At 37.7% G+C, this 15,400-nt stretch carries 12 protein-coding genes and 2 pseudogenes; all 14 read right to left on the bottom strand.

Features of this window, described 5'->3' with window-relative positions:
- Positions 1-139: 139 nt before the first annotated feature.
- The 14 genes and pseudogenes from V192_RS0111090 to V192_RS19985 all read right to left on the bottom strand — a co-directional run bounded on the left by V192_RS0111090 (position 140) and on the right by V192_RS19985 (position 15,245).
- Positions 140-1,813 carry a peptide ABC transporter substrate-binding protein gene (locus tag V192_RS0111090; protein ID WP_025871727.1) on the bottom strand — a complete coding sequence of 558 codons (1,674 nt, stop codon included), beginning with the start codon at positions 1,811-1,813 and terminating at the stop codon, positions 140-142.
- Positions 1,814-1,966: 153 nt separating this feature from the next.
- Positions 1,967-2,404: a peptide-methionine (R)-S-oxide reductase MsrB gene (msrB, locus tag V192_RS0111085; protein ID WP_025871725.1), complete on the bottom strand. Its 438-nt coding sequence runs from the start codon at positions 2,402-2,404 to the stop codon at positions 1,967-1,969.
- A 98-nt stretch (positions 2,405-2,502) separates the two neighbouring features.
- Positions 2,503-2,997 (bottom strand): acyl-CoA thioesterase, encoded by a 495-nt coding sequence (locus tag V192_RS0111080; RefSeq protein WP_025871723.1) that lies wholly within the window; start codon positions 2,995-2,997, stop codon positions 2,503-2,505.
- A 28-nt stretch (positions 2,998-3,025) separates the two neighbouring features.
- Positions 3,026-3,583: a Maf family protein gene (locus tag V192_RS0111075; RefSeq protein WP_025871721.1), complete on the bottom strand. Its 558-nt coding sequence runs from the start codon at positions 3,581-3,583 to the stop codon at positions 3,026-3,028.
- A 27-nt stretch (positions 3,584-3,610) separates the two neighbouring features.
- Positions 3,611-4,303, bottom strand: a pseudogene (locus V192_RS22845) (DNA mismatch repair MutL family protein); the annotation flags it as partial.
- A 150-nt stretch (positions 4,304-4,453) separates the two neighbouring features.
- Positions 4,454-5,691: pseudogene (mutL, locus tag V192_RS22840) on the bottom strand (DNA mismatch repair endonuclease MutL); the annotation flags it as partial.
- 38 nt (positions 5,692-5,729) lie between these two features.
- Positions 5,730-8,297: a DNA mismatch repair protein MutS gene (gene mutS, locus V192_RS0111065; RefSeq protein ID WP_025871718.1), complete on the bottom strand. Its 2,568-nt coding sequence runs from the start codon at positions 8,295-8,297 to the stop codon at positions 5,730-5,732.
- A 2-nt stretch (positions 8,298-8,299) separates the two neighbouring features.
- Positions 8,300-8,668 (bottom strand): YlbF/YmcA family competence regulator, encoded by a 369-nt coding sequence (locus V192_RS0111060; protein WP_025871716.1) that lies wholly within the window; start codon positions 8,666-8,668, stop codon positions 8,300-8,302.
- Positions 8,669-9,044: 376 nt separating this feature from the next.
- Positions 9,045-10,097, bottom strand: a complete 1,053-nt coding sequence (locus V192_RS0111055) for a WxLIP family cell surface protein (protein ID WP_025871714.1) — start codon at positions 10,095-10,097, stop codon at positions 9,045-9,047.
- Between the two features lie 87 nt (positions 10,098-10,184).
- Positions 10,185-10,769 (bottom strand): WxL domain-containing protein, encoded by a 585-nt coding sequence (locus V192_RS0111050; RefSeq protein ID WP_025871712.1) that lies wholly within the window; start codon positions 10,767-10,769, stop codon positions 10,185-10,187.
- A complete protein-coding gene (locus tag V192_RS0111045) occupies positions 10,766-11,044 on the bottom strand; it encodes a hypothetical protein (RefSeq protein ID WP_128080815.1) in 279 nt (92 codons plus the stop codon). Before V192_RS0111045 ends, V192_RS0111050 begins: the two co-directional genes overlap by 4 nt.
- Before the next feature lie 13 nt (positions 11,045-11,057).
- Positions 11,058-13,463, bottom strand: coding sequence for a MucBP domain-containing protein (locus V192_RS0111040; protein WP_025871707.1), 2,406 nt, complete (start codon positions 13,461-13,463; stop codon positions 11,058-11,060).
- Positions 13,464-13,746: 283 nt separating this feature from the next.
- Complete coding sequence (locus tag V192_RS22215; RefSeq protein WP_239644652.1) at positions 13,747-13,965, bottom strand: hypothetical protein; 219 nt, start codon at positions 13,963-13,965, stop codon at positions 13,747-13,749.
- Between the two features lie 2 nt (positions 13,966-13,967).
- Complete coding sequence (locus tag V192_RS19985) at positions 13,968-15,245, bottom strand: helix-turn-helix domain-containing protein (protein ID WP_239644651.1); 1,278 nt, start codon at positions 15,243-15,245, stop codon at positions 13,968-13,970.
- Positions 15,246-15,400: the final 155 nt, after the last annotated feature.

The following is a 15,400-nucleotide window of genomic DNA, read 5'->3' as shown; positions in this document are numbered from 1 at the left end:
GCTAGATTTTTTTGCGCCAACGTTTCTTATACTTGATACGCACATACGTTTCTATTTTAGCACAGATTTGAGAAAATCAGTAGCTTGATAAAAAGAAAGCCAATACGAATTATGAATCCATTCGTACTGGCTTATTTTTTTATTCAGAAATGTATGTCCATTTATAATCATATCGTGCGCCTGCTCCATGAGCAACTACACCTTTGACTTTTTCACTACGCATGTGGGCTTCTGCTTTTTGATAAACTGGTGCAACACCCATATCGTCCATCAATAGTTTTTCAGCATCTACCATATCCGTCCAACGTTTTTCTGGATTAGAAGCATCTTTACTACCAGATGCTTTGACTAATTCATCATATTTTTCATTTGAGTAGCGGCCTCTATTGTAAGAGCCACCCGTTAGGAATAGATCTGTGAAACTACTTGGATCTGCATAATCAGCACCCCAGCCACCCATGATCACTTCAAAGTCACCATTTTTACCACGGTCTAAACGAACAGTAAACGGTACACTTGTAACGGTCACATCTACACCATCAAGGGTTTCTTTCACTGCGCCTTGGATATATTCTAGTACTTTTTTGGTAGAATCAGTATCATCGCCTACGATATCAAATTTGAATGAATCGATTCCTAATTCTTTTTTCGCTTTTTCCCAGTATTCTTTGGCTTTCTTTGTGTCATGAGTCAATACGTTTTTGTTTTCATCAGCAAAATCTTTGTTGCCTTCTGGTGAAAATGACATTCCTGCTGGTACGAGACCTGTAGAAGCAATTGAACCGTCTCCTAAAATTCGATCAACTAACGCATCACGATCGATTGAGTAAGAAATTGCTTTACGCAGATTCGCATTATGGTATGGCGATTTTTCATCTCTTTGATTAAATTCAAGATAAGATGTTCGCGCATCTTTTTCGATTACAAGTTCTGGATCATCGGCCATTTGCTTAGCTAATTCTCCGCTTAAGATCACATCATCGGCTTGTCCATCTTGGAAAAGATTCAATGATGTCGGCGCTTCTTTAACAACTGTTACTTCGATTTTATCTAATTGAACTGCATCTTTATCCCAATATTGATCATTTTTTGTGTAAGACCATTCAGTATCTGTTCCAGGTCCGTCAAAATCAGTCAGTGTAAAGGGTCCGTTATAAACAGATGCATCGCTCGTTGTTGCATAGTCCTTGCCTTTTTCTTCGACTATTTTTTTATTTTGCGGGAAAAATGATGGGAAAGCCAGCAAGTAATCAAAGTACGGCGTTTCTTGTTCTAAGGTTACTTCTAATTCATGATCGTTGATTGCTTTGATCCCTAATTCATCCAGTCCTTTTTTTCCAGCAGAAACATCTGCACCGTTTTTGACTAATTCAAACATATACGCATACTCTGCTGCTGTTTTAGGATCTGCTGTACGTTGCCAGCCATAGACATAATCTGACGCTACTACAGGATCACCATTTGACCATTTAGCATCTTCTCTAAGTTTAAACGTATAAGTCAAACCATCGTCGCTTTTCTTTGCCAATTCTACTGCGCCGGCAGGTTGTGGTTTACTCTTATCATCTAAACGATATAAGCCTTCATAGACATTATTCAATGCTGAAAAACTGATCGTATTTGTTGCTACGGATAAATCTGCACTTGGCATTTCTTGTTGAACGACTAGTTTAAAAAGCTGTTCCCCACTCGCTTTTTTGCTGTCGTTACTGCTATCTGTAGAAGCTGTCTTGCCGCCACCTCCGCAAGCTGCTAATACTATAGTAGATAACATCATAACACTGATTAATTTCGTCATTTTTATTTTCTTCATCTTATTCTCCTCAATAAATAATTATTTTCTTTTCTAATTTTAATTTTCTGAATATTCTTATATTACTAGAAATTAGAACAAATAGCAATCATTTTTATCAGAAATAAAAAAGCCTACCTAAATAGACTTTAACTACTTAGATAAGCTTCTACATTATTTAAATAAGGTTTTGTATTCTTCATAACCTTCTTTTTCTAATTCTTCTACTGGAACAAACCTCAACGCTGCTGCATTGATACAATAACGTAGGCCGCCTTGCTCTTGTGGGCCGTCTGTAAAAACATGCCCTAAATGAGAGTCTGCTTCCTTACTACGAACTTCAACACGCTGCATTCCTAAAGAAAAATCTGTTTTTTCTTCGATGTCTTGTTTTTTGATTGGCTTGGTAAACGAAGGCCAGCCACATCCTGCATCATATTTATCTGTTGAGCTAAAAAGTGGTTCGCCACTCACCACATCAACATAAATTCCTTCTTGGTAAAAATCGTCATATTTACCAGTAAAAGGTCGTTCAGTCGCATTTTCCTGTGTTACGGCATATTCAATATCGGATAGCTTTTCCTTCAACTCTTCTTTTGATGGTTTTTCCATGACAAATCACACCCTTACATTTTAGTTACTCCTATCATAGCATTATTGAGAAAAAAACACTCAGCTTCTGTTTAGAAAGTGAGTGTTTACGTCTATTATTAATTCCACGGAATATCTAAATCGACATTTTTAGCAAGATCGATACTTTCTTGTCGTTTAGCTTGTCTGAATTGTTTTCGCGCTTCATAGCCCTGACAAATAAATCGTTCTTCTTTTGTCTCAGGTTCGATTGTTTCCGGTAAAGTAGCTCCTTTAGGCACTACAAACGTCATAAAACAAGTACCAGCCAAATAGCGCTCTCCTGAAAATAAATCTTCACCAATGACTTTTGCAAAAATTTCCATTGAACGTGTGCCAACACCAGATACATAAGCATCGATACAAACAGAATGGTCTGCTTTTAAAGGTGCCAAAAAATCTAGATGATCGACAGAAGCTGTTACAATTGCTGCTCTAGATACCCGGACGGCCGAAAGTCCTGCCGTTTCATCTAGCCAAGCCATTAATTGACCACCAAATAATGTCTTATGAAAATTCAAGTGCGGATAGGTGATCATATGCGTTTGGATTGCTCTAGTTTGAGAACATTTCATTGATGTATTTCCTTCTTTCCTCATTCAGTTACTCGTCAAAAGTTGGCAACATTCTATATAGTGTTGCAATCGGCAGCCCCATGATCGAATAATAATCACCTTGAATACTTTTTACTAGTAAAGCCCCTTGTTCTTGAATGCCATAGGCTCCAGCTTTATCCTGATATTCTTTTGTATCTAAATAGCGATTGATTTCGTCATCTGTCAAATCATAAAATTCGACTGTTGCTGGAACTGTTGCTGAAGATTCCTGATCGTCTTTCATCAAGACTACACTAGTATATACTTTATGCGTTCTACCACTTAATTGTCTCAACATACGAAAAGCATCATCTCTAGAAGTTGGTTTACCCAATATTTCATTATCGATCGTCACGATGGTATCAGAACCGATCACTAAATCATTGGGGTATTGCTTGGCGATATGCATCGCTTTTTGTGCTGCCATCGTTAACACGTAATCCATTGGAGTAAAATAGTCTTTGACTTCTTCGTTGATGTCTGCTGGCACCACTTCAAAATCAGAAACAATTCGACTCAGCAACTCGCATCTGCGAGGAGATTGTGAGGCAAGAATAACTGCCATTAGGATAAAACCTTCTTCCCATAATTTTTAATGTGGATCTTGTATACGTTTAAACATTTTTTCCATATCTGAATTGGTAAAATGAATCAAAACAGGTCGGCCATGAGGACAGTTAAAAGGATTTTCACAAGTCTCAAGATCCTTCAGTAAAACTCTTGCCTGTTGTTCATTTAAATAATGATTGGCTTTGATCGAGCGTTTACAACTCATCATGATCGCTGTGGCTTCACGGAATTTTTTCACACTGACTGAACCTGTGGTCAACAACATATCGATCATTTCTCGAATGATCGTTTCTTCTTCTCCAGCAGGATACCACGTTGGATGAGCGCGAACGATAAAACTGTTTTGCCCAAAATCTTCTAAATGAATCCCAACTTCTGCCAACGTTTCTTTTTGTTCTTTGATTTTTAAGGCATCACTATTTGGATAATCGATCACGATCGGCACTAACAACTCTTGTAAATCGTTGGTCACTTCACCAATTTTTTCTCTGAAATATTCGTATTTGATACGCTCTTGCGCAGCATGCTGATCAATGATATATAACCCGTCTTTACTTTGAGCAAATAGATAGGTACCATGCATTTGACCAAAATATTCTAATTCTGGAAACCGTTCTTTCGGGCGCTCATCTGAAACCTTATTCAGCGCTTTATTTAATTCGCTTTTGGTCCCTGCTGCTGAAAAATCAAATTCAGGGTGATGACTCAATTCCTCCTCATAGACTTGTTCATCAACTTGGAGTTTTTCTTTCTCTTGAGAGATTTCCTCTACAGATGACTGTTCTATCGGATAACTATCATCAACAGCTGGGTTCGCGTCTGTTTCATTAGGTGAGCTAAATGCGTATGCCATCAACGCCTCTTTGTCCAGTGCGGGTTCAGTTTGTTCTGGTTCCTTTGTTTGCTCATATGCAGGTGTTTGTGTTGAAAACTCTATAGTTGTTTCTTTAACAAAGAATTACCGTTTGCTGGGTCATAGCCTAAACTACTTGGTTTTCGAGTAGGTTGCGCTATCTCTTCTTCCTTTTTCAAAGGAATTTCAAGCTGCTCAACTTTGGGTTCTGGCTCGACTTTCTTTTTAAAGCGAAGATTATCAACTGCATTCGGGATCAACTGTTCATGGCTTAAGATTTCACGAATCGCCTCACTAATCAAGGCCATCAATTCTTTTTCCTTACTTAAACGGACTTCTTGCTTGGTTGGGTGAACATTGACATCTACAAGCAGTGGGTCCATTTCGATTTCTAGTACTGCCAATGGAAAGCGTCCAACCATTAGTTTAGAGCCATAGCCATCAACGATTGCCTTATTCAATGCAAAGTTTTTGATATAGCGTCCATTGATGATCGTAGACAAGTAATTCCGACTTGCTCGTGTTACTTCTGGCAATGAAACATAGCCAGTTAATTTGAAATCTAAATCCTCTGCTGTGATTTTCAGCATTTTCTTGGCGGTTCCAATCCCATAGATACCGGCAATCGTCTGTTTTAGGTCTCCATTACCTGTGGTATTCATCATCTTATTTCCATCATGGACTAAACGAAAAGCAACGTTAGGATGACTCAAGGCTAAACGATTGACGATATCGCCGACATTAGCGAGCTCTGTTTGAATCGTTTTGACATACTTTAAGCGGGCAGGTGTGTTAAAAAATAAATTGGAAACAGTGATTTTGGTACCTTTTCTTAAAGCAGCTGGCCGGTGTTCTTCAATCTTGCCGCCTTTCATTTGCACGTAACTACCTTCTTCTTCTTCAGCAACTGCTGTTTCCACGATGATCTCTGATACAGAGGCAATACTGGGCAGTGCTTCTCCACGAAAGCCTAAGCTGCGGATTCGAAATAAGTCATCTCTTGTATGAATTTTGCTTGTTGCATGACGTTTAAAGGCACTTAAAATATCTTCTTTTGCGATTCCTTCGCCATTATCGATGACTTGAATTGTTTTTAATCCAGCTTCCTCAATGAAAATATCGATTTGGGTACTGCCAGCATCAATAGCATTTTCAACAAGTTCTTTGACAACTGATGCAGGACGTTCTACTACTTCACCAGCAGCGATCTGATTGGCAAGCTGTTCTGATAATTCTTGTATTTTTCCCATCTAGATGATCCTTTCCTTGCTCAGTTTTCTCTTTATGTTTAAATTCTTTTTTGTAATTCGTGTAGTTTGTTTAACGCGTCCATTGGTGTCATTTCCAATAAATTTATTTTCCTCAGAGTATCGATCACACCTAATTCATCTGTCGATACTTCTTTAAATAGCGATAATTGTTCTGTATCTTCTTTGATCTCATCTTGGTATTCAATCGTTTTAAGCGGTTGTTCCTCAGACTCTAAGGCAGAAAGAATGGTTGCAGCTCTTTCTAATAAAGCACTTGGTAATCCAGCGATTTTAGCGACATGAATCCCGTAACTTTTATCTGCTGGTCCATCCATCATTTTATGCAAGAAGACGACTTCGCCATTTTTCTCTACGGCACCAACATGAATATTTTTTAAGCCGGTTAGACTTTCATCTAAGACCGTTAATTCATGGTAATGGGTAGAAAACAGTGTTTTCGCTTTGACTTCTCGGTGGATATATTCAATGATCGCTTGGGCTAATGCCATCCCATCATAGGTTGCCGTTCCTCGGCCTAATTCATCGAATAAAATCAAGCTATTTGGCGTAGCATGACGCAATGCTTGATTGGCTTCCATCATCTCCACCATAAAGGTACTTTGACCTGCGATCAAATCATCTGATGCACCGATTCTTGTAAAAATTTGATCAAAAATCGGTAATTCCGCTGATTCAGCTGGTACAAAACAGCCGATTTGAGCCATTACTACTGTTAATGCTAGTTGGCGCATATACGTACTTTTACCTGACATATTTGGTCCAGTGATCAATAAAATGATATTGTCTTTATTCATATGAACACTGTTTGGGATATATTCTTGATGCCCCAATACTTTTTCCACAACAGGATGGCGCCCTTCAACGATATGCAATTCTTTGCTGTTGCTTTTTAGTATTGGACGAACATATTGGTATCGTTCACTGACCGTAGCAAAAGCTTGCAAGACATCAACTGCGCTGATTGTTTTTGCTAGTTTTTGCAGACGTTCGATATTGGCTTTGACTTTTTCTCGGACTTCTAGGAATAATTGATATTCTAGATCTACTGATTTTTCTTCTGCTTCTAAAATCAATGTTTCCATTTCTTTTAGTTCAGGGGTGATAAAACGTTCCGCGTTTGCTAGGGTTTGTTTGCGTTCATATTTGCCTTCTTCTAGGTTGGCTAAGTTGGATTTCGTCACTTCGATGTAATAACCAAACACTCGATTAAATCCTACTTTCAAAGTTTTTATACCTGTCTCTTGGCGTTCTTTAGCCTCTAATTCCGCTAACCATTGTTTGCCATGACGCATCGCATCGCGGTATTCATCTAATTTTTCATTGTAGTTGTCTTTGATGATATTTCCTTCTGTGATTGCTAGAGGTGCTTCTTCATTGATAGCTTTGTTGATTAGTTCAACGATATCTTCAGCTGGATTTAGATCTAATAATAAGTCATTCCACTCACCTTGGTTGATACCAACGATCAACTCACGAACCAACGGCACTTGTTCTAATGAAGTCTTCAGTTGAATCAGGTCACGTCCATTCACATTTCCAAACGCTACACGACCAGCCAAACGCTCTAAATCATAGACTTTTGTCAATGTAGATTGTAAGTCGACACGTTCAAAGTAAGCGTTCAATAACGATTGAACCATTTCTTGCCGCGTTTGGATTTGTTTTTCCTGGATCAACGGACGATCTAGCCATTGCTTTAGCAAACGACCGCCCATTGCAGTTTTGGTTTCATCTAGTAGCCATAATAAGGTTCCTTTTTTCAAACCTGTTCGAATCGATTGAGTCAATTCTAAGTTGAATTTAGAATAATGATCCATTTTTAAGAAATGATCGGGTTGATATTCTACTGCTTTTTGAATATGTGACAAACCTCGTTTTTGGGTCACAGTTAAATAGGTCAATAATTTGCCCGTTACTTCAACCTCCAACGGCTGGGTCAATTCACTTGTCAAAAAGCTAAATTCAGCATTTTCTTCGGCTTGCTTTTGTTCTGAGAAAATAATATTCAAACGGTCTTTTAATGTTTGTTGTAACATCTCTGATAATTCGCTACCTAATACGATTTCTTTAGTTTGCAGCGCTGAAGCTTCATTGATTACTGCATCTTCATCGCTTAAAACGGCTGTTTTTAGCTCCCCTGTACTTAAATCAACATAGGCTAAACCAAAAGCACCATCCGCTTCAACGATCGCCGTTAAATAGTTGTTGTCTTTGGCATCTAGTCCTTTACTGGTCATGACCGTTCCAGGTGTAATCAGCTGAACGACTTCGCGTTTAACCATTCCTTTAGTGGTCTTAGGATCTTCTACTTGTTCACAAATAGCTACTTTATAGCCTTTTTCAATCAATGTGTCGATATAGCCTTGTGCTGCATGATGAGGAATTCCACACATTGGAATCGGGTCATCTGCATTGCGGTTGCGGCTAGTTAAAGTTAATTCCAATACCTGCGACGCATTGATCGCATCTTCATAAAACATTTCATAAAAGTCACCTAATCGGTAAAATAGAAACGCATCTTGGTATTGGTCTTTGATTGCTAAGTATTGTTCCATCATGGGTGTGTTTTTCGTTTTTTGAGGCATTGTTACCCTTCCTTCTCTAGTTCTTCGTTAATTCTATATTGGATCATGTCTGTGACGTGTTGTAAAAGGTCGTTTGCTTCCATCAGTTGTTCTCGATATGCTACAACTAAAGGATGCTCATCAAATTCTTTCGTCAATTCATCCGCTCGTTTGATGGCAGCTTTTTCTGCTTCTGGTTTGTCATAATGTGCAAATTGAACCGCATCTTTTTGAGCGGCTTTGATTTGTTCCACCAACCCAGTGAGTTTTTCGTTATTTTGGACTTTTTCTTCTAGCTCTTTATATCGTTGAATCAATTCGTCCTCACCAAGTAAGGCCAATAATTTCATTAATTCTTCGTTGATTCTTTTATCTGTAATGGATAACTCCATGATTTCACACCTTTATTCTGGGTAAGATTTTGTTGCAAGACAAGTCTACTTATTTTAACATAATTCCAGCAAAATCAACAGTTTACGGAAAATAAAACAACAACTTCCCCCGTTTCAAAGTTCTCTTACATACCCGCCTGCAAAGTAGAAAAATAAGTAATTCAGACACAGACAAATGAGCGCCTGGTTGCTTGCACTTGTTGATGCAATAAATCAATAGGTTGGATCTCTCCCTTTTGATTGCCTACTCTGAGTTTTTGTTTATTGTATACCATACATTTACAATTATAAACCATAGAAAAAAGGCGTGAAGCAAAAGGAAAAATCACTTTTGTTTCACACCTTAACACGTATATCTTGCCTATTGCTTGTGCCCTCACTCTTTTTTCAATGCTGCGACTTGTTCTTCTAGTGCTTTGATTTTTTGTTGTCTTTTTCTGTATAAAATAAATAACAGGATCAATAACAACAAAATCACGATTACAATGATATAGAGCAGATAATTATGTTTATCATGATGGATATAGGCTTGTTCGTTTAACTTTTTAGCTTCTTTTCCCTTGATTTCAAATCCTTCTTCAAAATCCCAGATTTTTCCTTTTGATTCTGCATGGACTGCTAAAAGATATTTCCCTGGTTTAAATTCCGTTTCCTGCAAGCTTACGGGATAGTTAAATACGGAATTCGGTGCCATTTGCAGATCACTCTTTTTCGTTTCATAAAGTGTTTTGTCAGTATTTTCCTTTCGAATCTTGACTGTGACGTTTAAACGATTCAAATAGGCTGCTTTTGGGTTGGCTAACTGAGCAAAAACCGTATTTCTATTATTGATTTGACCTAAGCTTACCTTGGATAATTGTAAATCAGGTGCAACCTCTTTTTTTCCATGTAAAACTAGTGCGATCACATAACCAAATTGGTTATTTATAGCAACATCAGCAGTTGTTTCTTGTGCTTTGGCTTTATTCTCGCTTGTAAAAATAATACCGCCAGATAAAACCCCAGAAAAATCGTCTTTAGGCATTGTGATCTCATAGTCAACGTTTTTTGATTCATGAGGAGCTAAGATAATTTTTGAGGCGTTTGTTTTAACGAGTTTACTCAGATTATACGGTAAGTCGATGGATTGATTTTGATCACTCTTAAGGTACTCAACTACTCCATTGGTATTGGTTGTAGCTGTTTTGACTTTCGTATTGATGGTTCGTTCTTGATCTGATTGGTTCGTTACAGTGACGGTTATCACATGCTTTTCCTCTGGATCAAGTCTTAAATCAAAATAGGTTTTCGTTTTGTCTACTTGCTTTGTCGAAGGAATAGCTTTGACCTCATAATCTGCCTCTTGAGCCCAAACATTCAGCGTTCCTACCAAGCACCCGAATACAAAAACTGTCAGCGGCAATAAACCTTTAAGCGTTCGTTTTAACATGTAAATTCCTCCATTTTTTTGTTTCTATGTATGTACATAGAGCGTGGTCAGACGCATTATTTCCTCTGTACCACGCTCTCATGTGTATTAGCTATTTGTTGGTTGATCTAATAATGTCCAAGTTAGGGTTGTTTCGTATTGTTTTGCTACTTTAACTGTTTCACCTGGTACTTCTAATGTAGCAGCATCTTTATCAAAGTTTTCGATCGTCACACCATTTCCCAATCCTTTTCCAGCTTCTAAAATTGTTGCAGCAGAGCCATCTGTATTTAAGACAACCTCTGTTTTAGCCGTAGCAGAGCCAGTTGATTTTTCTGAAATAGTTGGTGTTTTCAACGTGATCTGAGCATTCGTCAATTGTTTTTCGCCTGCTTTTAATTGTCCTTCTTGTGCAACTTGGACGATCCAGCCAGCTTCTGTCCCACGAATATCTTGAACTGTTGTCGCTGTTTCTGTTTTATTTGTATACACTTCATCTTTTGCTGAAATCGGATTTGAACCAAAATCAAGATCAGCGACATTCAATAGCGTCAATGCACCGTCTGTTGGTGAAGTAAAACCGATATCACTCGTTGATTCTTGGTTTTCAATTTCTTCCGCACTAACGATGATGCTTCCGCTAAAAATCATTGATATTGCTGCAATTCCTACTAAAATTTTGTTTGCTTTCATTTAAATTCTCTCCCGTTCATTAAAATTCTATATGATATCATTTCAGTTATAAATAACAGAATGGATATGCCACTTATTCGTAAAATCCGGTCAGTTGGACGTTCGCCTGTACTCGGCAAAGCATCTGTCTCTCGTTGTTCTTTTTTCTTTATTTCATAAAAACCTACAGTTGCTTTGGCATTTTCTGCCGCATAACTTTCATTCATTCCAATTAAATAGACAAAATAACAACTGATGATCAATAATTGAACCCATTTTCTTTTTTTGCTTTTCACCGTTGAACACCTTTCAATCATTGGATACAACATCGTATAAATCCCAGCTAATTTCGCCAGAATATTGATCTGCTAATGCGTCTCCTGATTTCACCGCTATTTCCAATCCATCACCTGACGTATTCCAATCATGCGTCACATTGTAATCATCATGGGTTGCCGTTACTGCTGATTCAATCGTTGCTGATGAATCGGAACGGATCGGAACAGATTGCCCAGCTTTTACATAAAATAGTGCATCTGTTAAAACATGTTTGGTCTTACTTCCTGTCAAAGGTTTACTCAAGGTTGCCCTTAATTGCCAACTAGAGCCTAAGACACGCGTATCTTTCACGATGATATCTCGATCTTTTGATTCGATTTTATATTCTTCATCCTTGGCAGACAAGGCATGCGTCCCAAAGCTGATCTGCGTAGGCACACCCGAAAAGGTTAGATGGCCTTGATACTTATAAACAACTGTCTGTTCTTCATCCGAAAAGGTTCCAGATTCATTTTCTGGTGTTGCTTTTAGCGTATAGCCTGAAATGTCCTTCGCCTTGCTTTGATACGCCTGACTGATTTTTCCTGTCAACGTTTCGGTGGGCGCAATCTCTTGCCCATCTTCATTTAAATATTTCACAAAAACTGGTTTTCCTTGAACGAAATCTGCTTCTAGAATAGCTTGATTACTGACTTTTTCTTCCTCGTTTGCAGTAACAACGGCTGTATTTGGGATCTTGATTTGATCTGCCGCTGCACTTGCCAGCTCTTCTTGACTAAGCTCTAAACTACCGTTTAGTTCAAATGTATAGGTTTTCCCATAAAAGGCTTCATTCTTCAAGCTCTCCGCTTTCGCTTCGATCATCAATTGATTTTCAGTATTTTCACTGACTGTAAAATAATCAGCCGCGTCAGCCCCTGTTTCATCAATGATCCCCACATCAGAAGCTGCGATCCTCAATGAATCTGCCAATGTATCAGTTATGTTTAGCGACTGGATCAAAAATCGTGAGGAGTATGCTGGTACTTTTTGAGAAATTGTATATAGTTTTCTTTTTTCAGTTCCAACGTAATTAAACTGTTCTCCAACTTTGACTGGTGCTTCAAGCTCTTCACCGCCAACGATATCTCCTAATCCTGGAAAATCACCGTAATCAAACATTGCAGTGCTCTCTTCAGTGTCGATCGGCATATTCGTGTGAATATCATATCCAGAAATAACACTTCCCAACACTCGACCTTGTGTATCATCGAGCGTGACAGAAGCTCGCGGTGCCAATACTGTTCCTATAAACAATGAGGCATTGCTTCTAAATTGGATTTCTTGTTCCTCATCATTAAAATTATGAACGAGATGGGTCGCGATTTTGTACGTTTTATCTTTCAATTCTTCAGAAACCGTATGACTATCCGATTTGATCAAAGGCACTGCCTTATCGGCATATTTTCGTTCAAAAAAGACGCCTTTATTTCCCTCAAAATCATATTCTTCAGTTCCTGGCAAACTAGGATAGGCTGTCGCATGGAAAAAGGTACTTCCGCTAAAATTAAACGATGGGAAGTGTTTGTAATTAATAAATACATAAGGTGGCAACATCGTATCTGGATCATAATTTGTATAGTTGATTGAAATATCCTGAGCGTTTTTGAAATGCTCGATTTGACCATCTACATCAACGATGACCACAGCCTGTTCTGTCACCCCTTTTTTCAAAGCAATATTGAGCTGAATCGAAGACTGTCCGCCCCAGTCGTTGGGATTTACTACTTTTTGCTCTGTATTTACCTCTGCTATTTGAACCGCCGAATTATAGGCTACAGCTTGATCAGTATCGATCAAGGATGCATAGTAATCACTAACTGTTTGAATATTAGCCGTTAGTTGAGAAAAATTAGAAATACCATTCTCAGTAAACGATGGAAATGTTTCAAGCGAGCCATTGTATATTCTATCCGCAAAATTAGCCCGCAAGCTTGGATAATACTGAAATGCCGCATTCATTTCCTCATCTGTAGGCAGATTCCCTAAATAGTAATGTAAGTTTTCGCCATCTACGTATTTAAAGCTTGTTTCATTTGCATACCAGCGAATCATATCACTCCCTGTGATCGATTCAGACACGACAGCCGGATCAAGTTGTTCTAGCTCCCAATTCCCAGTCGCACCTTGATAATTTTGGAAACCACCTTTAGACAAGCCAGATGAGCCGTTAGAGGTTATATTTTTTGCCATAAACTGGCCGACAAGTTGTTTGTCCTGCAGTTGATCGGTATTAAAGTACAGCGTACCGCCAGCTGTTAAATTTGTTTTTGTGGAAACACCTAATGGATAACCTAACGGCGGAGAAATAGTCTCTGCAAAGGTCACATCCATTTTTAAAATGGTATATAATAGACAGAAAAACAAAATGAGTAAACTAAATATGTTTTTTTTCATCGATTCTCCGATCCGCTTATTTCATTCTATAGCGCTAGCATAAGCTACTTTTTTCATTACTATGAAATAATACAATTTTTTTCAGAAAAAATTTGTATATTTTTGAAACAATCTGTTTCAAAACAAAAAAACAACAGTTCTTTATTTCAAAACCCAGTATTCATCGAACAAAAAAGGTCGAAACAAAACACATACATGCTTTGCTTCAACCCTATAAAAGATAATTAATAATGATAATACAGTGATAAAAAAAGTATATTCCTGACAATTGGTTCTGTTTTATTTAAAAAATCGTTCTATAGAAAATTTGATTGATCACATCTAACATCTGTTTCCACTGCTCTGGATTCAGCTGCTCATCAAAATAGAAGTGCTCCGTTTCTGGTTCAACGGCCTCGTAAGAGTCTGATATAACTAAGTCTGCTGCCATGACATCATTCGTAAAATGGATCCGTTCCTGATTGTATACATCCAAAATCGCTTTTTTTATATTGTCTGCCAAAATCAGACTATTGTTAAAGATGACACAAATCTGGATACAACCGATTTTTTATTTAAATAAATACCTGAGTAAATCGTCAATGATAAAATTGCCATGACCCCTGGCAATGATTGCTTATTTATCTTCGAGTAAAAGTCTTGCCGCGCAACGATCTCAGCAATTCTTTGAAGGATATTCTCGTTTACTTCATTGTAATCGATCATTGGCAGAAAGGAGAGCCCATTTTTATAATAACCAGAGATATCCATATTGATATGTTTGATATAGATCAATAAAATGATTAGATAAAAATAAAAGTTTGTAAATCCTTCTTCCGTATAATCTAAGTCAAATTCTTGTTGTACCTCTGATATCAGCTTTGTTGTGTAAGCTGCGATTTCTAGCGAAGACTGCTGATACGCTTGCACGATTTTCTTTTTTGTTTCAAGCGAATCAAGATTATAAATCAACCCTCTTGTTGCGTAGACTAATAGTGCACGTTCCTTTTGATATTGTTCATCTGTCAACAGACTTTTAAGTAAGGGCAATAACTCTGTATCCTTCGTATCAAAATAGGCTATATCTGCTAAAAAAGCTTTAGAAGGCTCAATATAGTTCTTTTGCCAAAGCGCTCTTCTTAACGTAATCAGCTGTATAAACCGTAATTTCGCCTTTTGAGATTCTGAAAGAGAAGAGGCATGGTCAAAATAACCTTCGATTTCTTTTAAATCTAGCCATGATTCAGGATAATTTTTATTGTCAAACTCCGTTGATTTAAACACTGACCAATAGGAAAAAAAGCTGAACAAACGAACCCCAATCTCATTGCCTGTCAAAGGGCTAGTCAGTTGATTAAATGAAATCTTCCCTCCAAATGGTGCCACCATCTGTTTCAATGCTCGTAATTGTTTGTATACCGATGAACTACTCATATGCAAATCTAACGCCATAGCTTCAATTGAGATATAACGTTTTTTTAGCAACACATCTAAGATGAAAAAAACACCACTTCTTTCCACATAGAATAAATGAAGGTAATCGATCAAATAGCCGATGCTGTATGCCTCTTGTGTTTCAAGTTGATACAGTCCTGTCTGCACATTTTGGCTTAAATGGACTTTTTCCTCAAAAGCTTCTTCTACTTCCTGCGACAAATCATGAAGATATCTACTGAGTGTACTTTTTGTAAGACCATACTTTAGTAGTAAATCATTAAAACTCAACCCATTTTTTGAGAAAACAATCGACTTAAACAATTCAAACTTTGTCCGTTCTTTTTTTCCCATAAAAGAATTTTGCATAAATACCTCCCTGCACTCTGCTGTTTTAACTGTCGCACGCTGATTCTTTTTTCATTATAAATCAATTTACTTTTCTCTTGTTCAAAAATGCTCAATCACTTTTACAACCAAAAGAAAAAATGACTGAGACATAACTCTATGAGTTACGTCCCAGC

This window comes from Enterococcus crotali, assembly GCF_000633635.1.
GTDB classification, from domain to species: Bacteria; Bacillota; Bacilli; order Lactobacillales; family Enterococcaceae; genus Enterococcus_L; species Enterococcus_L crotali.
The sequence above is the reverse complement of the archived record's forward strand: the minus strand, read 5'-3'. Positions and strand labels throughout refer to the sequence as shown.